Source organism: Bradyrhizobium sp. CCGB20 (assembly GCF_024199855.1).
Classification (GTDB): domain Bacteria; phylum Pseudomonadota; class Alphaproteobacteria; order Rhizobiales; family Xanthobacteraceae; genus Bradyrhizobium.
This window is the reverse complement of sequence record NZ_JANADN010000001.1, coordinates 5,399,170-5,422,670: the sequence shown is the minus strand read 5'-3', so window position 1 is coordinate 5,422,670 and position 23,501 is coordinate 5,399,170. Positions and strand designations below refer to the sequence as shown.

26 protein-coding genes are annotated in these 23,501 nt (G+C 63.4%); 20 read left to right on the top strand and 6 right to left on the bottom strand.

The features are described from left to right. Positions 1–186: 186 nt before the first annotated feature. On the bottom strand, positions 187–957 hold the full coding sequence (locus tag NLM15_RS25215; protein ID WP_254124402.1) for an alpha/beta fold hydrolase: 771 nt from the start codon (positions 955–957) through the stop codon (positions 187–189). Positions 958–1,173: 216 nt separating this feature from the next. Here NLM15_RS25215 and NLM15_RS25210 point away from each other — a divergent pair, with 216 nt between their 5' ends. Beyond that, a complete protein-coding gene (locus NLM15_RS25210) occupies positions 1,174–2,130 on the top strand; it encodes an AraC family transcriptional regulator (protein WP_254120147.1) in 957 nt (318 codons plus the stop codon). Between the two features lie 62 nt (positions 2,131–2,192). On the opposite strand, the gene NLM15_RS25205 is transcribed toward NLM15_RS25210, so the two are convergent. Next, positions 2,193–3,170, bottom strand: coding sequence for a GlxA family transcriptional regulator (locus NLM15_RS25205; protein ID WP_254120146.1), 978 nt, complete (start codon positions 3,168–3,170; stop codon positions 2,193–2,195). A 152-nt stretch (positions 3,171–3,322) separates the two neighbouring features. Between NLM15_RS25205 and NLM15_RS25200 the strand changes: the two genes are divergently transcribed. From NLM15_RS25200 to NLM15_RS25185, 4 genes are all read left to right on the top strand, one after another. Continuing rightward, positions 3,323–3,580, top strand: coding sequence for a tautomerase family protein (locus NLM15_RS25200; RefSeq protein ID WP_254120145.1), 258 nt, complete (start codon positions 3,323–3,325; stop codon positions 3,578–3,580). 185 nt (positions 3,581–3,765) lie between these two features. After that, positions 3,766–5,142 (top strand): nodulation protein NfeD, encoded by a 1,377-nt coding sequence (locus NLM15_RS25195; protein WP_254120144.1) that lies wholly within the window; start codon positions 3,766–3,768, stop codon positions 5,140–5,142. Beyond that, positions 5,139–5,900, top strand: a complete 762-nt coding sequence (locus NLM15_RS25190; protein ID WP_254120143.1) for a slipin family protein — start codon at positions 5,139–5,141, stop codon at positions 5,898–5,900. The genes NLM15_RS25195 and NLM15_RS25190 overlap by 4 nt, the downstream gene beginning before the upstream one ends. 81 nt (positions 5,901–5,981) lie before the next feature. Next, entirely contained in the window at positions 5,982–7,118 is a 1,137-nt protein-coding gene (locus NLM15_RS25185; protein ID WP_254120142.1) for an asparaginase, read from the top strand. A gap of 187 nt (positions 7,119–7,305) precedes the next feature. Here the strand turns inward: NLM15_RS25185 and glnA are convergent, their stop codons facing one another. Further along, positions 7,306–8,715, bottom strand: coding sequence for a type I glutamate--ammonia ligase (gene glnA / locus NLM15_RS25180; RefSeq protein WP_254120141.1), 1,410 nt, complete (start codon positions 8,713–8,715; stop codon positions 7,306–7,308). A gap of 152 nt (positions 8,716–8,867) precedes the next feature. Next, positions 8,868–9,206, bottom strand: a complete 339-nt coding sequence (locus NLM15_RS25175; RefSeq protein ID WP_007603495.1) for a P-II family nitrogen regulator — start codon at positions 9,204–9,206, stop codon at positions 8,868–8,870. A gap of 383 nt (positions 9,207–9,589) precedes the next feature. Here NLM15_RS25175 and NLM15_RS25170 point away from each other — a divergent pair, with 383 nt between their 5' ends. After that, positions 9,590–11,089: an NAD(P)H-hydrate dehydratase gene (locus NLM15_RS25170; protein WP_254120140.1), complete on the top strand. Its 1,500-nt coding sequence runs from the start codon at positions 9,590–9,592 to the stop codon at positions 11,087–11,089. Positions 11,090–11,147: 58 nt separating this feature from the next. Here the strand turns inward: NLM15_RS25170 and NLM15_RS25165 are convergent, their stop codons facing one another. Beyond that, positions 11,148–12,473 carry a multicopper oxidase family protein gene (locus NLM15_RS25165; protein WP_254124401.1) on the bottom strand — a complete coding sequence of 442 codons (1,326 nt, stop codon included), beginning with the start codon at positions 12,471–12,473 and terminating at the stop codon, positions 11,148–11,150. A 279-nt stretch (positions 12,474–12,752) separates the two neighbouring features. After that, the gene (locus NLM15_RS25160; protein ID WP_254120139.1) at positions 12,753–13,166 is read right to left on the bottom strand and encodes a hypothetical protein; all 414 of its coding nucleotides are present in this window, start codon (positions 13,164–13,166) and stop codon (positions 12,753–12,755) included. Here NLM15_RS25160 and NLM15_RS25155 point away from each other — a divergent pair. From NLM15_RS25155 to NLM15_RS25100, 14 genes are all read left to right on the top strand, one after another. Beyond that, positions 13,165–15,639: a DNA-directed RNA polymerase gene (locus NLM15_RS25155; protein WP_254120138.1), complete on the top strand. Its 2,475-nt coding sequence runs from the start codon at positions 13,165–13,167 to the stop codon at positions 15,637–15,639. The genes NLM15_RS25160 and NLM15_RS25155 overlap by 2 nt on opposite strands. A gap of 85 nt (positions 15,640–15,724) precedes the next feature. Further along, a complete protein-coding gene (locus NLM15_RS25150) occupies positions 15,725–15,898 on the top strand; it encodes a hypothetical protein (protein ID WP_254120137.1) in 174 nt (57 codons plus the stop codon). A gap of 144 nt (positions 15,899–16,042) precedes the next feature. After that, a complete protein-coding gene (locus NLM15_RS25145; RefSeq protein WP_254120136.1) occupies positions 16,043–16,180 on the top strand; it encodes a hypothetical protein in 138 nt (45 codons plus the stop codon). Further along, a complete protein-coding gene (locus NLM15_RS25140) occupies positions 16,161–16,430 on the top strand; it encodes a hypothetical protein (RefSeq protein WP_254120135.1) in 270 nt (89 codons plus the stop codon). Before NLM15_RS25145 ends, NLM15_RS25140 begins: the two co-directional genes overlap by 20 nt. Continuing rightward, entirely contained in the window at positions 16,423–16,548 is a 126-nt protein-coding gene (locus tag NLM15_RS43550) for a hypothetical protein (protein ID WP_256565491.1), read from the top strand. Before NLM15_RS25140 ends, NLM15_RS43550 begins: the two co-directional genes overlap by 8 nt. A gap of 12 nt (positions 16,549–16,560) precedes the next feature. Then, on the top strand, positions 16,561–17,322 hold the full coding sequence (locus tag NLM15_RS25135; protein ID WP_254120134.1) for a hypothetical protein: 762 nt from the start codon (positions 16,561–16,563) through the stop codon (positions 17,320–17,322). Further along, complete coding sequence (locus tag NLM15_RS25130; protein ID WP_254120133.1) at positions 17,300–17,752, top strand: endodeoxyribonuclease; 453 nt, start codon at positions 17,300–17,302, stop codon at positions 17,750–17,752. The genes NLM15_RS25135 and NLM15_RS25130 overlap by 23 nt, the downstream gene beginning before the upstream one ends. A gap of 72 nt (positions 17,753–17,824) precedes the next feature. After that, a complete protein-coding gene (locus tag NLM15_RS25125) occupies positions 17,825–18,064 on the top strand; it encodes a helix-turn-helix domain-containing protein (protein ID WP_254120132.1) in 240 nt (79 codons plus the stop codon). Between the two features lie 111 nt (positions 18,065–18,175). Then, on the top strand, positions 18,176–19,867 hold the full coding sequence (locus NLM15_RS25120) for a DnaB-like helicase C-terminal domain-containing protein (RefSeq protein ID WP_254120131.1): 1,692 nt from the start codon (positions 18,176–18,178) through the stop codon (positions 19,865–19,867). A gap of 185 nt (positions 19,868–20,052) precedes the next feature. Next, positions 20,053–22,020: a DNA polymerase gene (locus NLM15_RS25115; RefSeq protein WP_254120130.1), complete on the top strand. Its 1,968-nt coding sequence runs from the start codon at positions 20,053–20,055 to the stop codon at positions 22,018–22,020. Positions 22,021–22,033: 13 nt separating this feature from the next. Next, positions 22,034–22,396: a GIY-YIG nuclease family protein gene (locus NLM15_RS25110; protein WP_254120129.1), complete on the top strand. Its 363-nt coding sequence runs from the start codon at positions 22,034–22,036 to the stop codon at positions 22,394–22,396. A 3-nt stretch (positions 22,397–22,399) separates the two neighbouring features. After that, positions 22,400–22,528 carry a hypothetical protein gene (locus tag NLM15_RS43545; protein WP_256565488.1) on the top strand — a complete coding sequence of 43 codons (129 nt, stop codon included), beginning with the start codon at positions 22,400–22,402 and terminating at the stop codon, positions 22,526–22,528. Then, on the top strand, positions 22,519–22,704 hold the full coding sequence (locus tag NLM15_RS25105; RefSeq protein ID WP_254120128.1) for a hypothetical protein: 186 nt from the start codon (positions 22,519–22,521) through the stop codon (positions 22,702–22,704). Before NLM15_RS43545 ends, NLM15_RS25105 begins: the two co-directional genes overlap by 10 nt. After that, entirely contained in the window at positions 22,697–23,491 is a 795-nt protein-coding gene (locus NLM15_RS25100) for a hypothetical protein (protein WP_254120127.1), read from the top strand. The genes NLM15_RS25105 and NLM15_RS25100 overlap by 8 nt, the downstream gene beginning before the upstream one ends. The last annotated feature ends 10 nt before the right edge of the window (positions 23,492–23,501 follow it).

Here is a 23,501-nt window from a genome sequence, read left to right as displayed (position 1 = left end):
GCTCTGATTTGTTCTTCGAGAACGAAGTGGAGTCAGATGCAGAACGAAAGCTGACGGCTTCGAGGTGCCTCACGCCGCCCGCTCCATCCGTCGCGCGCGATAGGCCCGCGGCGCATCACGGTCCGTTTCGCATTCTGCTGAGCGAGCAGGCGCGCTCCCGGCGCGAAAGCGCCGGGAGCGGCACCCTCACTTCGTGAGCGCTGCCTTTTCGATGACTTCAGCGACTTGCTTCGCATGAACGACGAGCGAGGCATGGCTGCCGGCGACTTCCGTCGTCTGGGCCTTGATCCTGGCTGCGAACGACTTCTGGGCCTCGGGCGCGAGGACCTTGTCCTTCGTGCTGATGACATAGAACGTCGGCTTGTCATGCCAGGCCGCAATGGTTACGGGGGCCTCGAACGCGACGTGATTCAGCGGAAGCTGCGAGTTGGCCAGGTGCTCGGCGATTTCCGGCGGAAGGTCAGCCGCGACGGCCGACGGAAACACCTTGGGATCGATGTACAAATTGCCCTTCGCGTCGGGATGGATCGCGTTGCCGCCTTCGGTCGGCGGGCCGGCCTTTGCCAGCGCCGCCAAGGATTCACCGACCTCCGGCGCAAAGGCGGAAACATAAACCAGTGCCGAAACCTTGGGATCGTTGCCGGCTTGCGTGATCACCACGCCGCCCCATGAGTGGCCGACCAGAACGGTTCTGCCGTCCTGCTTTGCGAGCGCCTGCTTGGTGGCATCAACATCGGCAGCAAGGGAGGTGAGCGGATTTTCGACGAGCGTGACGTTGTAGCCTTTCTTTGTGAGAATATCGGCAACGGGCTGCCAGCTCGTCTGGTCCACGAAAGCGCCGTGCACGAGCACGATGTTGTGGGCTGCTCCCTTGGGCAGTTCGGCGGAATCGACGGGGCCGACCAATGTCGACCCGGCCAGCAGTATAGCGGCAGCTGAGAGGAGAATATTTCGCATTGAATGTTCCTGTAGGCATGTCGGACGAACACAGTCCGGGGGGAGTGGACAGGCGTTTCCAGTGAGGTCGCGGTTCTTCCATCTGCGGTTGGCGAAATGGTTGCCGCACGTAACGTCGGCCCGCCGCGGCATGACCTATTGCGAGGACCTTCCGGACGATAGGGATCAATCGTCCGGATGTTGTGTCTGATCGTCCATCGGATTAGCTTGGGTGGCATGGATATCCTCACCCAGGTGCTCGATCGCGTGCGTCTCGGCGGGACGCTGCTTTTTCATTTCGAGCTTGGACATCCCTGGCATCTCGAGTTGCCGCAGCGTCCCTACGCTCTGTTTCACTATCTCAGCCAGGGCTCAGCGACCCTCGCGCTCGAACACGGGCAGGAAATCCAGATGACCGAGGGCGATTTCGTCGTCATCACACGCGGAGAGCCGCATGTGTTTTATTCGGATCGCCGGACCAAGCCTTTGCGGATCATGGACATCGATCGATCGTCCCCGCGTCTTGGCGTCGTTCGTCACGGTAGCCGTGCAAAGCCGCTCTCGACCATGATCTGCGGCAATTTCACGGTGTCGCGGCCGTTGTTTGGCAGCGTGCTGGAGCTGCTTCCGCCCGTGCTTCTGTTGAAGCCGGCGGCGGACGGTGGTTGGTTTGAAGCAATCCTGCGCCGCATGGTCAGCGAGTCCGCGCTCGAACGTCCTGGCCAAAGCGTCGCGCTTTCACGACTGACGGAAGTGCTCTTCGTCGAGGTGCTTCGGAGCTGGATCGCGTCTCTCAATCCCGGACAAGGTGGCTGGCTCGGGGCCATATCTGACCCGCACATCGGCCCGGCCCTCAAGTTGATTCACGAAAACCCGGAGCGGCCCTGGGCGCTGAGCGACCTTGGCCAACGCGTGGGACTCGGCCGCTCGGTATTTTCGGCGCGCTTTACCAAGCTCGTCGGCCAGTCCATGCATCGCTATGTGATCGAGCGCCGCATGGCGGAAGCGGCGTTCCTGCTGGAAACCAGCGATGAGCCCATTGCACGGATTGCCAGCCGGGTCGGTTACGAGACAGCAGCGGCATTTTCGAAGCTGTTCCATCGATGTCACGGCCTATCGCCTGGCAGGTACCGAGCCGCTCGACGCTCTGACAGTGGCGAAGGGAAAGCTCAGAAGGCACAAGTAGCCGATTGACTTTGACCAGCTGAAGTTCGTGCCGCTTTTTCAGTCTGCAATTCGCGGGAGTTCGGCCGGCCTCACGCCGCCCGCTCCATCCGCCGCGCGCGATAGGCCTGCGGTGACATCAGGGTGAGCTTGCGGAAGGCCTTGCGGAAGCTGCTCTCGTCCTCGTAGCCGGCCGTGCGTGCGATGGTCTTGATCGGCTGCGTCGTCGTCTCCAGCAGCGTGCGCGCGTGCTCGACGCGGCGGCGCATGATGAAGGCTTGCGGCGGCTCGCGCGTGAGCTCCTGGAACTTCCGGTTCAGCGTGCGCTCGCTGAGGCCGAGCGCACCGGCGAGGCGCTTGACCGTCATCGGGCTCTTGCCGGTGCGGCGAACCAGCAGGTCGGCCCTGGTCAGCAGCGGATCCTGCGAGAGCAGATAGCCGACGGGCATGAAGATCGATTGGCTGCGCTGCGCCGTGTCGATCACGACGTAGTCGGCGCAGAGTTTTGCGGTCTCCTTGCCCTCGACCGTCTCGATCAACTTGAGCAGGAGGTCGACCCACGACATCGGTCCGGCCGCGCAGACGATGCGGTCCGCCACGGTGATGACGGCGTCGGCGGCGAGGTCGATGCTGGGGTGACGCTGCCGCAGCTCGCTTTGCAGCCACCAGGTGATGGTGGCGCGGCGGTTGTCGAGCAGGCCGGCACCGGCAAGCAGGAACACGCCGCTGCAGAACGCGCCGATCAGCCGGCCGCCTGCGTGCTGTTGCCGGAGCCAGGCGCCGGCGCGGGCATATTGCGGTCGCAGCCGCTCCGCCGTGACGTGATCGACGAGGTTGCCGGGGACGATGATCGCGTCGAAGCGAGCGCGTTTGCCGATCGCACCGTCGACCGCGACCATCTGGCCGCCGCCGGCGCGCACGGCTTTGCCGTCCAGCGACAGCGTCTGCCAGGCGAAGCGCGTTTTCGCGCCGCTCTGCTGCATGACATGATTGGCGAGCGAGAGGATGTCGGCGATCCCCGCGATCGCCGAATGCATGCAACCTTCCAGCGCCAGAATTGCGAGCTTCATGAGACCTCCGGGCAGGGACGGCCATCCTAGCCGATCGGCGCGCGGGCGCTATGGCGGAAATTGCCCGATCTCTGTCTTATCCGCCACTGCCGTCTCCGGTAGGTCCGGTTCAATCTCTCAACCGTCGTCACCCGACATGATTGGAGAGAGACATGCCTTACGTCACCATTTCCACCGTCCGCGGCATCCTGGATGCCACACAGAAGAAGGCGCTGCTCGAGCGCGTCACCGACCTCCTGGTCGAGGTCGAAGGGCAGGGCAATCCGGACTTCCGCCGCAACGTCTGGGTCAGGATCGAGGAGCAGGAGCCCTCGCACTGGTCGCTCGGCGGCATGCAGCCGACGAGCGAGATCATCGCGAGCACGTTCGGCACGATCGGCGCGGATGGGGTGCGGGCCCCGCGGCCGTAGCAGCACAGGGGGCGCGGGCGGATCGGCCCAAGCCATGGTCCCAAGGGCATGGTCCGCCACCGCCACGTGCTCGACCGATCTGCGGGGCGATTTCCATTGCGTCGCACAATCGCGACGATGGCCTGCCCGCGCCCACATTGAGGTTCGAGAGACGCGCACCATATGCTCTGCAAGGGAGCCCTGCCGTGCAGACCATGAAGGCGGCCCTCGTTGCGGCGATTGGCGTCGCGGCTTTGATCTGCTGCCTCCTTCCCAGCTCAGCGGAGGAGAGCGGCCGTCTTGCACTGGTTGTTTCGATCGACGGGGCCATTGGCCCTGCGTCGGCCAGCTACGTCAAGGAGGCCCTGGCCAAGGCAAGCGAACGGCGCGCCGAAGTCGTGCTTCTGAGAATGAACACTCCCGGCGGTCTCAATTCCAGCATGCGCGAGATCATCGCGGATGTGCTTGCCTCGCCCATCCCCGTCGTCGGTTACGTCGCGCCCTCCGGCGCCCACGCGGCGAGCGCGGGGACCTATATCCTTTATGCGACCCACATCGCGGCGATGGCGCCAGGCACCAATATCGGTGCCGCGACGCCGGTGCAGATTGGCGGGCCGCTGCCGGGCCTGCCGAGCGGCACACCCGACAAGGATAGCAAAGACAAGAAGGATGAGCCGAAGGACGCGATGACGGCGAAGGTGACGAACGATGCCGTCGCCTTCATCCGCAGCCTCGCCGAGCTGCGCAACCGCAATGCGGACTGGGCGGAGAAGGCGGTCCGTGAAGCCGCCACGCTGTCCGCCAACGGCGCGCTGGAGGCGCATGCCATCGATCTCGTCGCGCGCGACCAGGCTGAATTGCTGAGGCGGCTCGATGGCCGCGAGGTGGAAGTTGCAGGCGGCAGGACCCAACGCCTCGCAACGAAGGATGCGGTCGTTGAAGCCGCCGACCCCGGAGCGATATCCCGCTTCCTGGCGGTGATCACCGATCCGAACGTGGCGTTCATTCTCCTGATGGTCGGCATCTACGGCCTGATCTTCGAGTTCATGTCTCCCGGTGCCGTCGCCCCGGGAGTCGTCGGCGCGATCTGCCTGCTGATCGGCCTCTATGCCCTCAATCTGCTGCCGATCAATTATGCCGGCCTTGCCCTGATGTTGATCGGTATCGTGCTTCTCACCGTCGAAGCCTTCAATCCGACCGTGGTGATCGGTCTCGGAGGGATCATCGCTTTCATGCTGGGAGCGCTGATGCTGTTCCGGGTCGAGGCGCCCGGCTACCATTTGTCGTGGTGGGTGATCGGCATTACTGCGGCGGTGTTCATCGGCTTTGCGCTCGTCGTGCTTGGTTCGCTTCGGCGCGCCGCCAAGGCTCCTGAACGGGTCGGCGCGCAGGCCATGCGAGGCTTGCCCGCCGAGGTTCTCGACTGGAACGGGAGCGAAGGTCATGTCTTCGCCCATGGTGAGCGCTGGCAGGCGCGCGGCGCCGAAACGTTCAAGCCCGGAGAGACGGTCGAAATCGCCAACGTCGTCGACCTGACGCTGCTGATCCGGCGCGCACCAACAGGCGATGGAGGTACATCATGATGCTGGAATATCTGACCTATGCGGCGCTTGCGCTGCTTGTCGTCATGTTTCTGTCCCAGGCCATTCGGATCCTGCGCGAATACGAACGTGGCGTCATCTTCACGCTCGGCCGCTTTACCGGCGTGAAGGGCCCGGGCCTCATCCTCCTCGTTCCGGTCGTGCAGCAACTCGTCAAGGTCGATCTACGGGTGATGGTGCAGGTCGTGCCGCCGCAGGACGTGATTTCGCGGGACAACGTGTCGGTCAAGGTCAACGCCGTTCTGTACTTCCGCATCGTCGACCCCGAACGGGCCATCATCAAGGTCGGCGACTACATGGCGGCCACCAGCCAGCTCGCCCAGACCACGTTGCGCTCGGTGCTCGGCAAGCACGAGCTCGACGAGATGCTGGCCGAACGCGACAGGTTGAACGCCGACATCCAGGAGATCCTCGACAAGCAGACCGACGTCTGGGGCATCAAGGTCACCGGCATAGAAATCAAGGACGTCGATATCAACGAAACCATGGTGCGCGCGATTGCCAAGCAGGCCGAGGCCGAGCGCTTGCGGCGCGCCAAGGTGATCAATGCGATGGGCGAGCAGCAGGCTGCCGAAAAGCTCGTCGAAGCCGGCCGGATTCTCGCGCAGGAGCCTCAGGCGATGCAGCTGCGTTATTTCGCGGCTCTGCACGACATCGCCGGCGAGCGGTCGTCGACCGTCGTCTTTCCGCTACCGACGGGCTTGCTCGACCATTTCATGCCGCGGCGTGACAACCCCTAGCCATAAGCAGCGGGCCGACCCATCTTCGGCCTTAATGGGCGTATCGTATGTCGATCCCTACTTGAACGGGAGGACAATTCGATGATGACGCCTACCGCCAGTGCAGCCGGTCGCCGCCAAAGCTGGATTTCAATGCTCTCCATTCCCCTCTTCGTCCTCACAATTTGGACGTGCGGGGGCGCAGCCGCGCAGGCCGCAGAGCCGGGCAAGGACGCGGCGGCCGGCGGCCTGCCGCGCATTCTCGTGCTTGCGACGGGAGGCACCATCGCAGGCCAGGCCGACCCGCGCGCGACGGGGGCGTACAAGTCCGGCCAGATCACGGGCGAGCAGCTGATGCAGTCGGTGCCGGGCCTCGACAAGCTCGCCAAGATCAACGCCGAGCAGATTTCGTCGATCGGGTCGCAGGACATGAACGACAAGGTCTGGTTCGCACTGGCCCGCCGCATCCAGGATGCCTTCGACAAGAACGAGGCCGATGGAATCATCATCACCCATGGCACCGACACGCTCGAGGAGACCGCGTTCTTTCTCGACAATGTGGTCCGCGGCGACAAGCCTGTGGTGATCGTCGGTTCGATGCGTCCGGCCACTGCGGTCAGTGCCGACGGTCCCGGCAATCTCTACGAAGCGGTGCAGGTGGCCGCCGATCCGCGCTCCCGCGGGCGGGGCGTCATGGCCGTGCTGAACGACAAGATTCAAGGCGCCCGCTCGGTCACCAAGACCAACACCACGAGCATCGAGACCTTCAGTTCCGCCAATGACGGGCCGGTCGGCTATGTCGACACCGCCGGCGGCATCCGCTTCATGGCGCAGGCTCCCGGCTTCAAGCGCGCGAACTATCGGCTTCCGGCCGGCGAGCAATTGCCGCGCGTCGCGATCGTCTACTCGCACGCCAACATGGACGCCGTTCCGATCGAGGACGCCATTTCCCACGGCGCAAAAGGCATCGTGCTGGCCGGCGTCGGCGACGGCAACACGTCGAAGTCGGCCCTCGATGCGCTCGAAGCGGCGGCCAAGAAGGGCATCATCGTCGTCCGCTCCTCGCGGGTTCGATCCGGCTTCGTGACCCGGAACGTCGAGGTCGACGACGACAAGAACGGCTTCGTCGTGTCCGAGGACCTCAATCCCCAGAAGGCGCGCGTCCTCACCCAGCTGCTGATCGCAGCTGGCGTGACGGCGCCGGCCGAGCTGCAGAAGGCTTTTACGGCGACGTGGTAGGGGTCGAGCAGCCTGCAGGATGGGGAGAGCGAGGCCGGGTAGGATGGGTAGAGCGAAGCGAAACCCATCATGGTCGCCAAGCGTGAGATGATGGGTTTCGCAAGGGCTCTACCCATCCTACGACTCCCCAAATGAAAAGGCGCTCCCCTCGGAGCGCCTTTTGCTTGTCGCAAAGAGTTCGGGCCGCTTAGCCCGAATAGTACATTTCGAACTCGACCGGGTGCGGGGTCATCTCGAAGCGGGCGACTTCGGTCATCTTCAGCTCGATGTAAGCGTCGATGAAGTCGTCGTCGAACACGCCGCCGTTCTTGAGGAAGCCGCGGTCCTTGTCGAGGTTTTCGAGCGCCTCGCGAAGCGAGCCGCACACCGTCGGGATCTGCTTCAGCTCTTCCTTGGGCAGGTCGTAGAGGTCCTTGTCCATCGCCGGACCCGGGTCGATCTTGTTCTTGATGCCGTCGAGGCCGGCCATCAGCATCGCGGCGAAGCCGAGATAGGGGTTGGCGAGCGGATCGGGGAAGCGCACCTCGACACGCTTGGCCTTCGGCGAAGCGGTGTAGGGGATGCGGCAGGAGGCCGAGCGGTTGCGCGCGGAGTAGGCGAGCAGCACGGGGGCCTCATAGCCCGGGACCAGACGCTTGTAGGAGTTGGTCGACGGGTTGGTGAAGGCGTTGATCGCCTTGGCGTGCTTGATGATGCCGCCGATGTAGTGGAGGCAGGTCTCCGACAGGTCGGCGTACTTGTTGCCGGCGAACACCGGCTTGCCGTCCTTCCAGATCGACTGGTGCACGTGCATGCCCGAGCCGTTGTCGCCATAGACCGGCTTCGGCATGAAGGTGGCAGTCTTGCCGTAGATGTGCGCGACCTGGTGGATGCAGTACTTGTAGATCTGCATGTGGTCGGCCATCAGCGTCAGCGTGTCGAACTTCATGCCGAGCTCGTGCTGGGCGGAAGCGACTTCGTGGTGATGCTTCTCGACCTTGACGCCCATCTTGGCCATGGCGCCGAGCATTTCGGAGCGCATGTCCTGCACGGAATCCTGCGGTGGCACCGGGAAGTAGCCGCCCTTGGTGCGGACGCGGTGGCCGAGATTGCCGCCTTCATATTCGGTGTCGGAGTTGGTCGGCAGCTCGGAGGAGTCGAGACGGAAGCCGGTGCTGTAGGGGTTGGCGGAGAAGCGCACGTCGTCGAACACGAAGAACTCGGCTTCGGGGCCGACGAACACGCTGTCGCCCACGCCCATCGACTTCACCATGGCTTCGGCCTTCTTGGCGATGCCGCGGGGGTCGCGGTTGTAGGGCTCGCCGGTGGTCGGCTCGAGCACGTCGCAGGTGATGACCATGGTGGTCTCGGCGAAGAACGGGTCGATCGTCGCGGTCACCGGATCCGGCATCAGGCACATGTCGGACTCGTTGATCGCCTTCCAGCCGGCAATCGAGGAGCCGTCGAACATCGTCCCTTCGGCGAAAATGTCGTCATCGATCATGCTGACGTCGAACGTGACGTGCTGCCACTTGCCGCGCGGATCGGTGAAGCGCAGGTCGACGTATTTGACGTCGTTGTCCTTGATCGATTTCAGGACGTCTTTGGCGGTCTTCATGCATACCCCTTTTGGCTCTGCGGGTCGGTTTCCAGGTGAGCAAGATTGTTCTCGCTTTTGGCGAGTTCGCGCGCGACCGCACAAACGAAATCAGGCCGCCGAAGCAGCCTTTTTCTTGTCAGAGTGTCGCAAAATGCGGGATAGCACCCGGCTCAGATAGCGTCCAGCCCGGATTCGCCGGTCCGGATGCGGATCGCCTCTTCGATATTGGAGACGAAAATCTTGCCGTCGCCGATGCGCCCGGTCTGCGCGGCGCGGCGGATCGCGTCGATGGCGCGCTCGACGAGATCGTCGCCGATCACGATCTCGATCTTCACCTTGGGCAGGAAGTCGACGATGTATTCTGCGCCGCGGTAAAGCTCGGCGTGCCCCTTCTGCCGGCCAAAGCCCTTGGCTTCGGTGACGGTGATGCCCTGGAGGCCGACTTCCTGAAGCGCTTCCTTCACCTCGTCGAGCTTGAATGGCTTGATGATGGCTTCGATTTTCTTCACTGCGCGCCTCCCGGCCTTTCGATCAAATAGCAACGTCTTTGTCAGGATGCGCTTTCTTAACGCACGATCTTGTCTTCGCTATGCCGGGATCCCTGACCAGTCCCGGCAACAACGGCCGGCCACACCCTGATAGATTGCCAGTGAGCACGACGAGCCGAAGCGGCTTCCTCGAAAGCAGGGTCTATGCCAAGTTGCAAATGCCCTGATTATTGGAGCGTTATCAGCCTTTTAACGAGCATCTCTGATAGGTGGAGCCGACCGGCTCAAAATACCGCAGACTACGAAATAGGCAAACAGTTCAATATCTGTGCAGATCGACGTTCCGTTGGCCGGATCGGCACGGAAGATGCCTGTTGAAAAGGCGTTAGGACCAGGGAAGTGGCATGGAAGTACTGACCACCGCCGAAATGCAGCGCGCTGACCAGCTCAGTATTGCGGCAGGCACGCCTGGCTTCAAGCTAATGCTCAGCGCGGGCCAGGCGGTCGCCGAGGCCGCCAATGCGCTGGTCGAGGAGGGGCCGATCCTGATCGTGGCCGGCCCCGGCAACAATGGCGGCGACGGTTTTGTCGCGGCCGCCGAGCTCGCCGCCCAGGGCCGCGACGTCTCGGTGATCCTGATGTGCGAGCGCGACCAACTCCAGGGCGACGCGGCTTCCGCCGCGCGCGGCTGGAAACATCCGGTGCTGCCGTTCAATCCGCAGGCGATCGGAAGACCCGCGCTGATCATCGATGCGCTGTTCGGCGCGGGCCTTAGCCGTCCCGTCGACGGCGAGGCGCGGGCGATGATCGAGGCGATCAACGCCAACGGCGCCGTGGTGCTCGCGGTCGATCTGCCGAGCGGCATCAACGGCACCAGCGCGGCCGTGATGGGCGTCGCGGTCAACGCCACCGAGACCGTCACCTTCTTCCGCAAGAAGCCGGCGCATCTGCTTCTGCCGGGGCGGATGCATTGTGGCCGGGTGCGCGTCGCCGACATCGGCATCGAGCCGCAGGTGCTGGACGAGATCACGCCGCAGATCTTCGAGAACGATCCGGATGTCTGGGCCGCCGCCTTTCCGGTGCCGCGGATCGACGGCCACAAATACGCGCGCGGCCATGTGCTGGCGGTCTCCGGCGATATCGCCGCGACCGGCGCGGCGCGGCTCGCCGCGCGCGGGGCGCTGCGCGCCGGTGCAGGCCTCGTGACGCTGGCGACCCCGCGCGATGCGCTCGCGATCAACGCGAGCGCGCTCACCGCCGTGATGGTTCGCGTCTGCGACAGCGCGATCGAGTTCGGCGAGCTGCTGTCCGACAAGCGCTACAACACCTGCATGATCGGCCCCGGCGCGGGCGTCGGCGATCGCACCTGCGATCTCGTCCACGCCGCGCTGACGGCGCAGCGCCATCTGGTGCTGGACGCGGATGCGTTGACCAGCTTTGCCGCGAACCCAGAGCGCCTGTTTGAATCGATCAAGTCGTCTGGGGACAATGCGGTGGTGCTGACGCCGCACGAGGGCGAGTTTCCGCGTCTGTTCTCCGACCTCAGCAACAAGAATCCGGGCCGCTCGAAGCTGGAGCGCGTGCGCGCCGCGGCCGAACGCGCCGGTGCCGTCGTGCTCTTGAAGGGGCCCGATACCACGATCGCCGCGCCCGACGGCCGCGCCACCATCGCCGCCAACGCGCCGCCCTGGCTCGCCACCGCCGGCGCCGGCGACGTGCTCGCCGGCATCATCGCAGGCCTGCTGGCGCAGGGCGTGCCGGCCTTCGAAGCCGCCAGCATCGGTGTCTGGATGCATGGCGAGGCGGGAAGCGAGGCGGGCCCGGGATTGATCGCGGAGGACCTGACCGAGACGCTGCCGGCGGTGTACCGGCGGATCTACAATGCGCTGGGGATCGAGTACTGAACGTTCCGCTGAGTTGGGTAGGACGGGTTTCGCTGCGCTCTACCCATCCTACGCAAGATCACTCTACCACGTACCAGCGGACCAGCCGCGGGGCGGCCCAATCGGTCACGACGGATTCGATCAGCCAGCGGCCGGGTGAGGTCGCGGCGAACGCGATGCGCTGGGTCTGGCCGGGTTCGATTGCGAGCGTGTCGAGCCAGTAGGGCTTCCAGCCGTCGTCGAGCTTGTCGAGCAGGCGGAAATGGTGGCCGTGGAGATGGAAGACGCTCGTTGCCGGTCCGGGGTTCTTGAGGGCCAGCACGACGGTGCGGCCGGTCCTGGCGCGGAAGGCGGGGTTGGAGGAGACGGAGAAACTTGCGGGCCGCGTCCAACCGGCCTCGGGTGCGCCGAGCGCGACATCGAACCGCAGGGCGCCTTTCAGGTCGAGCTTCTCGGGAAGGTCGTTCAAGGGCAGGGGCTGAGGGGGCGGCAACGGCGCGCGCGAGAGCTTGCCGGAGATCATGAGCCTCCCGACCTGACGCGCTTCCTTGCCGTCATGGATCAGGAAAGGGGCCGATGCGGCCGCATCCACGAAGACATCGGCGCGGGCGCCGGGGGCGAGAATCAGGGCGCCGTTGCGTGCCGGGAACGGCTCGGCCGGCTGTCCGTCGAGGGCCATCACCTGGACCTCATGGTTCTCCAATTTGATTGCAAGAACAGACCGTTGCGAGCCGTTGATGAAGCGCAGCCGGAGCCATTCGCCGGCGGCAGCTGAGAGTTCGAATGAAGTCTTGCCGTTGATTGTATAGAGCGGCGCCGTGTCCTTCGGGTCGCGGCCTGGCGGGAGCGCGCTCCCATCCGGCCGCAGGCGCCATTCCTCGATCAACAGGACCTCGTCGCGATCAACTGCGGCCCGGTTGGCCTCGATGGCGATGACGGGAAGCGGGCGCGCGGGCTGCCTCAGGCCATCCTCGAAGAGGCGGAAGTCAGCCAGCAGGGTCCCTGCATTTGGCATTGAAATGATTGACGTTTCAGTCGCGCCCGGCGCGGTCGGCGCGCGCGCCCGGAGCGGATCGGACGCGGCCGGGCCGTTGAGGCCGTACCAGACCGGCGCAAGCGGCACAGGCAAGTCGTTCCGAAACACCACCTCGCAGCGGTCCCCGCGCTTCAGGCGGACGTCCCCAATGTGGCTTACGGCGGCCAGCTCCCAGATCGGTGCAGGCGGCTGGTCCGGCCTGAGCGCCAGGGTTGCCGGCCTTGCCTGAAGGGCGAGCTGGGCGGTTACGGCCGGGGCTGCGCCGCCGGCGATCAACCCGGCGGCTGAGGCTCCAAGTCCGGCGCCAAGGCCTGCGCCTAGCCCGGCCAAAACCTCACGCCGATTGGGGGCAAAGCTCCACGTTTTCATGGCTCGATGCGGACCACGCCGCGCTGGATAAGTCCAGCCATCGTGCCTACTTGAAGTGTGCCTCCAACCGGCCATTTTTTTGCTGCGAACAGTCAGGCACATGCTATAAGCCCGGCCGCCCGCGGCATCGCGGCCGGTCTTGATGCAAATTCACGCGGGCGTGGCGGAACTGGTAGACGCGCCGGATTTAGGTCCTACCTCCAGTCATTCTACGATAGTCGATCTTCTCGCAACTCCTTGAGATAAGCCCAGAATTTGCTGGGCTTTTCTTTTGCGCTGTCACTCTACGATTGGAAGGGGATTGCGGTGACAACGCCCTTTGGTGACAATTCGAGGTGACAATCTGCACTGCCACGAATAGACACTTGCCAAATCATAATTATCTACGATATGTAGGTGACTATGACTGAAGCCGAGATCGACGACTGGCAGTGCAAGCTGCATCTCTGGTCCTGTTACCTCTACGAGGTCGAGGCCAACGCACCACTCAGCGACGAGCAGTACGACCAACAGTGTCAGTTCCTGCTCCGCATCTACGCCCGGCTCCCCGACTGGTATCGCCAGCGGGTCACCGAAGGCGACCTGACCAGTGGCAGCGGAGCGTCCATCGCCCGCTCCATGACCCCCGACGAAATCGCAGCCGCCCGGTGGTGGCGCGATGAACACATACCAGCCATGCGAAAGGAAGCCCATGAACGTCACCTCCGACTGCTCGACGACCAGCGCCGCCGTGATGGAGCGCGAGCACCAGCTCGAAAAGCAGGCGGCCGAAAAGGGCGCGGCAAAGGTCCGCAAGCTGGTCGAGAAGGCCAAGCAGAAGGGCCTCGGGGCTGACACGCCGGGCGGGGTGGCGCTGATGAAGCGGGCCGTCGCGCCGCTCTCCAAGGCCATCGCAGACGCCATCGCAGCCGCCAAGGCGGGCAAGGCGGGTCGCCGCCACAGCGCCCTCGGCACGATGGAGCTGCTCCCGGCCGACGTGCTCGCCTACCTCACGGTGCGCGAGGCGATCCACGCCGCCGTTGACAGCACCTCCGTCACGTCTGCCGCCATCGCCATCGGCTCCATGGTCGAGGAGGAGCTACGCATGCAGTCGTTCGACGATCAGCAGCCGGACCTCTACGCCACCATGATGCGCCGCCTGAAGGAGCGCGGGGCGCAGGCCGGGCACGTGCGCAAGGTGTTCGTCTTCACGGCCAACCAGAACGACATCGAGCTGCCGACGCTGACCAAGACCGAGAAGCTGCACCTCGGCATGAAGATGATCGAGCTGCTGATCGAGAGCACCGGCTTCTGCGAGATGGTCACCATCCGCCAGTCCAGCTCGAAGACCAAGGAGCTGAACATCCTCCGTCCCACCGAAGTGGTCGCGAAGTGGATGGAGGATCGCAACCTCCGAGCCGAGCTGCTGACGCCTGCCTACGCCCCGATGGTGGTCCCACCGAAGGACTGGGAAGGCACGACTGGGGGCGGCTACCTGTCGCCCTCGTTCAAGGCCCTCTCGCTGGTCAAGGGCTGCACCAAGGCGCACGCCGAGCTGCTGGCACGGGCCGACCTGGGCCCCACGCTGCGGGCTCTCAACGCGATCCAGCGCACCCCGTGGAAGATCAACACCCGCGTCCTCGACGTGATGACCGAGGTGTGGGAGCGCGGGCTGGAGATCGCGATGCCGAACCGCGAGGACCGCGAGCTGCCGAACAAGCCGGTCGGCCACCGCATCGCCGAGACCTCTGAGGAGGCATGGGCCAACGTCGATCCCGAGGCCAAGCGGCTGTACATGAAGGAGGCCCGTGCGGTGCACGAGGGCAATGCCTCGTCGCGCGGCAAGCGGCTCGGCATCAGCGTGATCATCAAGACGGCGCAAGAGCTGGCAGGCGAGGAGGCGATCTACTTCCCGCACCAGCTCGACTTCCGGGGCCGCGCCTATGCGGTGCCGGTGGCGCTCAATCCACAGGGCAACGATCATGCGAAGGCCCTCCTGACCGCAGGGCAGGGCAAGCCGATCAACGACGCCCGTGCAGCGGGCTGGCTCGCCATCGACGGGGCCAACCGCTTCGGCTTCGACAAGGCCAGCCTCGACGAGCGCATCGCGTGGGTGGAGGAGCGCGAGGAGCAGATCAAGTACACCGCCGAGAACCCGTTCGGTGACCTCTGGTGGGCCGATGCGGACGAACCGTGGCGCTTCCTCGCGTGGTGCTTCGAGTACGCCGACTTCCTCGCCGAGGGCTACGGCTTCGTGTCCTGCCTGCCTTTGAGCAGCGACGGCACGTGCAACGGCCTGCAACACTTCAGTGCCATGCTCCGCGACCCGGTCGGTGGCGCTGCCGTCAACCTCGTGCCCGGCGACCGGCCGTCCGACATCTATCAGCGCGTGGCTGACCGGGTGCTGGAGAAGCTGCGGGAGGATCAGGACAACTGGCAGTCGCGCGGGTGGATCGACTTCGGCATCGACCGCAAGATCACCAAGCGGCCCGTGATGGTGCTGCCCTACGGCGGCAAGTTCAAGAGCTGCATGGGCTACGTCCGTGATGCCGTTGACGAGAAGATCGCAGGCGGCAAGGAGAACCCGTTCGGCGATGAGCTGCCCAAGGCATCCACGGCGCTCGCCCGCTTCGTCTGGGACAGCATTGGTGATGTTGTCGTGGCCGCTCGGGACGCGATGGACTGGCTCCAGAAGTGCGCCTCGGCAGCAACCGCGAAGGGGCAGGCGATCTCGTGGACTGCCCCGTCAGGCTTCCCGGCCTACCAATGTTACATGGATCGCAAGGCGCGTCGGGTGAAGACCCGGCTGCAAGGCTCGCTGGTCTATCTCTCCCTATCAGAAGAGACCGACAAGCTGGACAAGGCGAAGCAGCGCAACTCGGTGTCACCCAACTTCGTCCACTCGATGGACGCAGCGGCCATGATGCTGACCATCAACCTAGCGCTCGACAACGGCATCACCACGTTCGCCATGATCCACGACAGCTACGGCACGGTGGCCGCCGACATGGACATGCTCGCGGCCTGCATCAGGCACGCCTTCGTGGACATGTATGAAGAGCATGACGTGCTCGCCGAGTTCGTCCTCAGCCAGCCGGAGGAGGTGAGGGCAGAGTGTCCCCAGCTCCCACTGCGCGGAACACTGGACATCCGTCAGGTGCTCGACAGCACGTTCTTCTTTGCCTAGTCACCTTCCAAACATAGACGATCTACGATTAGGTTGCACTACAGCCCCCGAACGTTCCCACTGAAGTTTCCACTGAAAGGTCCCTATGAAAGCTTCCTCCAAACATTCCCTGATCATCCGCATGGGCGCTGCATCTTGGGATGCCACCCTCGCTGACGGTACGCGGTTCGACTTCCGCGCCATGACCACCCCAGACCGCAAGCGTTGGTACGGGGCCTTCATGTCCTCGGTGCGCAAGGTCTACCGGAAGGCGCACTGATGTTCCTGATCCTCATCGGACTTCTGTGCATCTTCGCAGGGCACCCCGGCTTGGGGTGCTTTCTGCTTTTCCTGTGGCTCATCAACTGATGCGCCAGTTCGCAAGGGGCCTCTGGGTCATCCTCCTCGTGATGCGAGGCAAGGCATGACGCCCGATCCCGTCCTCACCCACATCGTTGCGCTGCTCGTCGGTCTCCTGATCGGCAGCGGCGTCACTGCATTCTTCACCATCCGTGCAGCTCTCAAGGACATTCGAGAACTCAGTGCCAAAGCTCAATCGTGACCAGCTCAACAACGCCGACGCAGAGCGCACCGCTCGCGCCAGCATCGACATCCTCGACAGGATGCAGCTCCACCCGCAGCACATTCAGCCCCTCGCTCTGTGCGCTGCTTTCCTATCGCTCTCCGAGCATCTTCGCGTCCCTGCTCAGGACCTGTTCACCGTCACCACCAATATGCTGACGGACGAAGAGAACATCGCGGAGTTCAAGGCGCTGCGCGACTACGTCAAGTACGAGATCGCCCGTGCGTAACCTCGACCTCGCAATCGCTCAGTGGCGCATGGGTCGCCGCATCTCCCTCATCCTCGAAACCAAACTGATCGCCGAAGGCTACGACGTGGCCCGGCTCGAAGCGCGTTACGCGCACTAAGGACAACACTGAATGGCAAACACCAAGCGACCGCAGTCCCCGAAGGGCACCTCGTTCAAGGGCATCTACAAGTGGCCCAAGCTGAACGACCCCGACTACGGCACCAAGGAATACCCGAAGGAGAACGGCGAGTTCTCCGTGAAGCTGGTCGGCGATCTGTCCGACAAGGAAGTGCAGGCGTTCATTGCGAAGTGGCAGCCGATGCACGACGAGGCGATCAAGCGGGCTCAGGAAGAGTTCAAGTCACTCCCCGTCGCCACTCGCAAGAAGCTGGAGAAGGTCACCGTCAATCCGCTCTACACGGAGCTGTATGACGAAGAGACCGAGGAGCCGACCGGCAAGGTCGAGTTCAAGTTCGCCATGCAGTACAGCGGCGTCTACAAGTCGGGCCCGAAGGCGGGCAAGAAGTGGTTCCGTCGTCCGGCGATCTTCGACGCCAAGGGCAATCAGATGCAGCCCGCTCCGTCGATCTGGGGTGGCACCATCGGGCGCGTTGCGTTCGAGGTCGGCCTCAACAAGGAAGGTCTGCCCGGCTACTTCATCCCGGCGACCGGCGCTGCTGGTCTGACGCTGCGGCTTCAGGCTGCTCGCGTTCTCCAGCTCGTCAGCGAAGGTCAGCGTGACGCCAACTCCTACGGCTTCGGCGAGGAGGAGGAGGGTTACGAGTACGATCCGTCGCAGGCTCAGGCGTCGAATGACGGCGAGGGCCAGGACGATCAGACCTCGACCGACGACACCAGCACGGCGGGTGGTGAGAGCAACCCGGACTTCTAAGGTTCGCGCTCTCGTCGAAGGCTACCGCAGCGGTCTTGAAGAAAAGGTCGCTGCGCAGCTCGACGCGCTCGAACTCCCCGCTCAGTACGAGCAGTACAAACTGAACTACGAGGTGCCCGCTCGGGTCGCCACGTACACCCCCGACTTCGTGCTCCCCAACGGGATCATCATCGAGACCAAGGGGCGGTTCGTCACCGAGGACCGGAAGAAGCACAAGCTGATCCAGCAGTGCCATCCCGGCCTCGACATCCGCTTCGTCTTCTCGAACCCGAACACCAAGATCGGGAAGAAGTCCAAGACCACATACGCGATGTGGTGTGACCAGCTCGGCTTCCAGTACGCGAAGCTGCTGATCCCAACGGCATGGGCCAACGAGCCTGCATGTCCGAAGCGTCTCGCTGCCAACAAGGCAGTCCTCAAGTCGAAGTGACCACAACAACACCGGCCTGCTGCGCACCGCAGTGGGCTGGTTCGCATCGTAACCTTCTAAGGATCATCACACATGAACAAGCAAGACCTCCGCGTCGTCGGCGAGAAGCCGCAGGTTGACATGCTGCTCGACCACTTCCAGCAGCGCCCGTCCATTACTGCGGTTGAAGCCGCGGCGCTCTATCGCATCCGCTCGCTCAGCCGTCGCATCGTCGATCTGACGAACATGGGCTTCAAGTTCTCGAAGCAGCACAGCGTTGACCCGACCGGCCAGCGCTACGTCCGCTACCACTTCGTGGGCGTCTCCCTCTGAATCCTTGGTTCTGGTGGTGGGACCTGTCTGTCGATCTATTCGACGCGGGTCTCACCACGCTGTTCGACGCCTACTGGCAAGCTGAATACGAACGTGCTGTTCGCCAGCTAGGTGAGTGACGACGACAGCGTATTCGTCGCGAAGGAGCCGTGCCCAAACTGCGGCTCCCGCGACAACCTCGCTCGTTACTCCGACGGCCACGCTTACTGCTTTGGCTGCGAGCACTACGAGCCGCCAGAAGGTGAGGAACGCACCTACACCCCACCTGAAAGGAGAGTGTCCGGCTTGATCCCCACCGGAGAGTATATCGCGCTGTCGAAGCGCAAACTAACCGAAGAAGACTGCCGACGCACCGGCTACTCCGTCTCGAAGCTGAACGGCATCCCCGTCCAGATCGCGGCAATCAAGGACCCCCTAACCGGCGAGACGGTCGCGCAGAAGGTCCGCTTCCCCGACAAGGACTTCCGCTACCTCGGCGACACCAAAGACGATCCGTTCTTCATGCAGCACATGTGGAAGGACGGCGGCAAGCGTGTCGTCATCACGGAAGGCGAAGTAGACGCCATCACCCTTTCTGCCATTCAGCAGCACAAGTGGCCTGTCGTCTCGATCACCAAGGGTGTGAAGGGCGCGAAGAAGCAAATCCAGCAGCAGCTCAAGTGGCTCGACAAGTTCGACGAAGTCGTCCTGATGTTCGACAACGACGAGCTGCACACCAAGCCTGACGGCACAACGTGGTATCCCGGCCAAGACACTGCGGCCGAGTGCGCCACGCTGTTCAAGCCGGGCAAGTGCAAGATCGCTCGGCTCCCGCTCAAGGATGTCAGCGACATGCACGTGGCGGGGCGTGACGACGAAGTCATCACGGCTGTCTGGCAGGCCAAGACCTATCGGCCTGACGGTGTCGTCACCCTGGCTGATCTCCGCGACCGCATCCTCGCTCCACCGGAGCAGGGCCTGCCGTGGTGGGACGAACGCCTGACCGAGCTGACGTATGGCCGCCGCCTCGGCGAGACCTACGCATTCGGCGCGGGCACTGGCGTGGGCAAGACCGACTGGTTCACGGAGCAGATGTGCTTCGACATCACGAAGCTCAACGAACCCATCGGCATCTTCGCTCTGGAGCAGCCGCCCGACGAAACCGGCAAGCGTCTCGCTGGCAAGTACGCGGGGCACCGCTTCCACATCCCGGCCGCCAAGGCTGGCTGGAAGCAGGAGGAGCTGGTCTCCACGCTCGACACCCTCGAAGCCAGCGGCAAGGTGTTCTTTTACGACAACTTCGGTGCCACCGACTGGCCCATCATCGCGTCCACCATCCGCTTCCTCGCCCACAGCGAAGGTGTGCGGCTGTTCTATCTCGACCACCTCACGGCGCTCGCCGCTGCGGAGGACGATGATCTGGCCGCGCTGAAGCGCATCATGTCGGAGATGGCCGCGCTCGCGAAAGAGCTGCGGATCGTGATCCACTTCATCTCGCATCTCAGCCGACCGAAGGAGGGCAAGCCTCACGAGGAAGGCGGGCGCGTGATGATCCGGCACTTCTACGGTTCATCCGCCATCGGCTTCTGGTCTCACTACATGTTCGGCCTCGAACGTGACCAGCAGGCTGACGACCCCGCCGTGCGCGGCGTCACCACGTTCCGCTGCCTCAAGGATCGCTACACCGGCCAAGCGACCGGCGAGTGCATCTACTACGGCTACGACGACAAGGTCGGACGCCTCGTCCCGATGGACAAACCCCCAGAGCCCGAAGCTGACAACAGCCACGGCTTCAACCGACCGGAGCCCAACACTGACTTCTGACGACATCCATCCGCTTCGCGTTGCAGGCGGCCCCTTCGATCTCATGGTCAAGCATGACCATCGAACCGAGGTGTCCACCATCAGCGCGAAGCGCGGCGACGGCACGCTGGCATTCAGCTTCGCCGTTCCGTTCTTCAAGCTCGCCGAGTTCAGGCTCGCGTTAGAACCCAACAAGTAAGGACACATTGAAGGCTGACTTCGACTGCGAGACGGACGGCCTCCTACCGGAGCTGACCGTCATCCACTCGTTGGTGCTCCGAGATATTGACAAGGGCACCGTTCACTCCTTCGCCAACCAACCGAACTACCCCAAGGTTGACGAAGGTGTCCGCGCGTTGATGCATGCCGACTTCGCCTGCGGCCACAACGTCATCAAGTTCGACATCCCTGCGCTGAAGAAGGTGTACCCGTGGTTTAAGCCACGTGGCCTCGTGCGCGACACGCTAGTCCTGTCACGTCTCATCAAGGCGGACATCAAGGACGACGACTTCGCCTTCGCCAAGAAGATGGATCGTAAGGGGACGCCGCATCTCTTCCCGAAGCACATGATCGGCAAGCACTCGCTGGAAAGCTGGGGCTACCGGCTGGGCGAATGGAAGGGCGACTACAGCGACGCCCGCAAGGCCGAAGCCAAGGCGCTCGGCATCAAGGACAAGGCTGAAATCACGCGCTTCATCTGGGGCACGTGGAATAAGCCGATGCAGGACTACTGCGAGCAGGACGTTGCCGTCACTGCGAAGCTGCGGGAGTTCTTCGAGAAGAAGCTGCTCGACGATTGGGGTGAGCACTGCGTTGAGCTGGAGCACGAGATCGCTTGGCTGATCGCGCGGCAAGAGCAGTACGGCGTTGGCTTCGACGAGGAGCGCGCCGTGCAGTTCTACGCCACGTTGGTCGGACACCGGCAGCGGCTCGAGAACCAGCTTCAGCAGTCCTTCCCGCCCAAGACCGTCGAGACCGTCTTCATCCCGAAGGTCAACAACAAGAAGATGGGCTACGTCAAAGGCGAGCCCTTCATCAAGCGACAGGTGGTCCCGTTCAATCCCGGCTCGCGCCAGCAGATCGCTGAGCGGCTGATGGAGAAGGGCTGGGAGCCGATTGCCTATGGCAAGGACGGCGTCCCAACCGTGGACGATGAGGTGCTGAGCACGCTGAAGATACCCGAGGCCGAAGTGCTGAAGGAGTTCTTCGTCATCGACAAGCGGCTCGGTGCGCTCGCCAACGGCAAGCAGGCTTGGATGAAGCACGTGAAGAACGGGCGCATCCATCCCGAGGTGATCACCAACGGCGCGGTCACCGGCCGCATGACCCACCGCGTGGTCGTGAACGTGCCCGGCGAGATCGACAAGAAGACCGGCGAGAAGCAACTGTACGGCAAGGAGTGCCGCGAGCTGTTCATCCCCAGCAAGGGGAAGAAGCAAGTGGGCTGCGACGCCGACAGCTTGGAGGGCCGCGTCATGGGCCACTTCATGGGCTTCTACGATGGCGGCGCGTACACCCAGTCGCTCCTCTACGGCAACAAGAAGGATGGCACCGACAACCACAGCCGCACCGCTGCGGCGCTGGCTGAATGGAATTGCCACCGCGAGACGGCCAAGACCTTCTTCTACGCCCTGATCTACGGAGCGTTCGATCCCAAGCTGGGTGACATCCTCAGCGCCAAGGGCGGCAAGAAGGCGAAGGAAGCTGTCGGCAAGAAGGCCCGCGCTGCGGTCATGAAGGGCATCCCCGGCCTCGGTACGCTGGTGGAGGCTCTGACCAACAAGGCCAAGGCGTGCGGCTACATCAAGGGCATCGACGGTCGCAAGCTGCGCGTCCGCTCGGCGCACGCGATCCTGAACACGCTCTTCCAGTCGGCAGGCGCGGTGGTCATGAAGGAAGCGGCGATCATCCTCGACACCGAGCTGTGCGGCGTGAAGCCGTCCGTCATCGGCACACAGGGGATCGAGGCCGCAAACAAGATGATCCCCGGCGACGACTACGAGTTCATGTTGAACTACCACGACGAGTGGCAGCTCGACGTGAAGCCGGAGCACACCGAGCACGTCAGCAACGCGGCATGCGAGAGCATCCGTCAGGCTGGCGAGTTCTACAAGTTCAGGTGCCCGCTCAAGGGCAACGCTGATGTCGGCACGAGCTGGGCTGCAACGCACTGACCCGGAAGGGTGGGTGTACATCATCACCAACCCTGCTTGGCCATCCCACTGCAAGATCGGCAAGGCACTCGTCATGAAGGACCGCGTCAAGGTCTATCAGACGGGCTCGCCTTACCGCGACTACCGGGTCATCGCGTCTGCCTTCTTCGACAACAGGAAGGCGGCCGAGGCCGATCTGCACGACCAACTGCGAGGACACCGCGTCGGCAAGACCGAGTGGTTCTTCGTCCACCCAGAAGACGCCAGCGCGATGCTGCGTCGCATCTCCCGAAGAAAGAAGAGAAAGCATGAGCGAGCAAGAGCGAAGCGAGTGGTCAAACGATCTCCGAAACAAGTACGGGATCGCGCAGCCCGAGGCCGACGAAAGCGAAGGTGACGAGTGAAGCTGTTCTTCAAGCAACTGTTCTGCTGGCACGACTGGCAGGCCACCCACAACAACGAGCACTGGTTCATCCTCGAACGCAAGTGCGCCAAGTGCAACGCAGAACAGGTGATCGTATGCTGCTGAAGCGAGAGAAGGTGACGGCCAAGATCGTCTTCCACAACAAGGCCAAGGTGCAGGCGGCGCAGCACGCTGCCCGATACCTGGCCCGCCACGACTTCAACGAAGCGGCCCGCTGGGCTGACGCGGCCAAGGCGCACCGCTTCGCTGCGGACAGTCTCCGAGAGTTGCTGGGTGACTGACAAGCTCGTCGTCCTCATCGACGGAGACATCTTCGCCTACAAGGCAGCGTGCGTGAACCAAGAGGACATTGATCTCGGCGACGGGATCGTGTCCGCTCAGACCAACCCCCAGCAAGCCGCGAGTGACGTGGAGAGCCTGATCGACAACATCGTCGTGAACCTCTCCGATGCGTCGCCTAAGTCTGCCGTCGATGTGCATGTGTGCCTCACCGGGCCGCTGCAAGAGATCAGCGGTCGCAACTTCCGCAAGGAGGTCTATGCGGACTACAAGAACAACCGCGATCCCAAGGCCAAGCCCGTGCTGCTCCCGTTCGTGAAGGAGCACATGCGCAAGGTGTATTCGACGAAGATCAAGGACGGCATCGAAGCCGACGACGTGATCGGCATCCTGATGACGCACCCGACGCTGATGCCCGGCAAGAAGGTCTGCGTCACCATCGACAAAGACCTCCTGCAAATCCCCGGCCGCCACTTCAACCCCGACAAGGATCTGAAGCGCATGGTCAGTGAACAGCAGGGCGACTACTGGTTCATGTATCAGACACTCGTCGGCGATCAGGTTGACAACTATCCCGGCTGCAAAGGTGTCGGCCCGGTGAACGCCGAGAAGATACTGAAGGGCAAGACGACGCTGGCCGAGATGTGGCCTGCGGTGGTCGATGCGTTCCTAAAGAAGAAGTTCTCCATCGAGGACGCCCTCGTGCAAGCGCGTTGCGCTCGCATGCTCCGACACTACGACTATGACTTCAAGCGAAAGGAAGCGATCCTCTGGACGCCAAACTTCTAACCAAGGTGCT

Bases quoted from the DNA above. Each gene is read 5' to 3' on its own strand.
- glnA (WP_254120141.1), bottom strand. From the start codon at position 8,715: ATGAAGACCGCCAAAGACGTCCTGAAATCGATCAAGGACAACGACGTC.
- NLM15_RS25205 (WP_254120146.1), bottom strand. From the start codon at position 3,170: ATGAAGCTCGCAATTCTGGCGCTGGAAGGTTGCATGCATTCGGCGATC.
- NLM15_RS25105 (WP_254120128.1), top strand. From the start codon at position 22,519: ATGCTGCTGAAGCGAGAGAAGGTGACGGCCAAGATCGTCTTCCACAAC.
- NLM15_RS25165 (WP_254124401.1), bottom strand. From the start codon at position 12,473: ATGAAAACGTGGAGCTTTGCCCCCAATCGGCGTGAGGTTTTGGCCGGG.
- NLM15_RS25190 (WP_254120143.1), top strand. From the start codon at position 5,139: ATGATGCTGGAATATCTGACCTATGCGGCGCTTGCGCTGCTTGTCGTC.
- NLM15_RS25135 (WP_254120134.1), top strand. From the start codon at position 16,561: ATGGCAAACACCAAGCGACCGCAGTCCCCGAAGGGCACCTCGTTCAAG.
- NLM15_RS25215 (WP_254124402.1), bottom strand. From the start codon at position 957: ATGCGAAATATTCTCCTCTCAGCTGCCGCTATACTGCTGGCCGGGTCG.
- NLM15_RS25170 (WP_254120140.1), top strand. From the start codon at position 9,590: ATGGAAGTACTGACCACCGCCGAAATGCAGCGCGCTGACCAGCTCAGT.
- NLM15_RS25150 (WP_254120137.1), top strand. From the start codon at position 15,725: ATGAAAGCTTCCTCCAAACATTCCCTGATCATCCGCATGGGCGCTGCA.
- NLM15_RS25160 (WP_254120139.1), bottom strand. From the start codon at position 13,166: ATGGGCTTCCTTTCGCATGGCTGGTATGTGTTCATCGCGCCACCACCG.
- NLM15_RS25125 (WP_254120132.1), top strand. From the start codon at position 17,825: ATGAACAAGCAAGACCTCCGCGTCGTCGGCGAGAAGCCGCAGGTTGAC.
- NLM15_RS25155 (WP_254120138.1), top strand. From the start codon at position 13,165: ATGAACGTCACCTCCGACTGCTCGACGACCAGCGCCGCCGTGATGGAG.
- NLM15_RS25145 (WP_254120136.1), top strand. From the start codon at position 16,043: ATGACGCCCGATCCCGTCCTCACCCACATCGTTGCGCTGCTCGTCGGT.
- NLM15_RS25210 (WP_254120147.1), top strand. From the start codon at position 1,174: ATGGATATCCTCACCCAGGTGCTCGATCGCGTGCGTCTCGGCGGGACG.
- NLM15_RS25200 (WP_254120145.1), top strand. From the start codon at position 3,323: ATGCCTTACGTCACCATTTCCACCGTCCGCGGCATCCTGGATGCCACA.
- NLM15_RS25185 (WP_254120142.1), top strand. From the start codon at position 5,982: ATGATGACGCCTACCGCCAGTGCAGCCGGTCGCCGCCAAAGCTGGATT.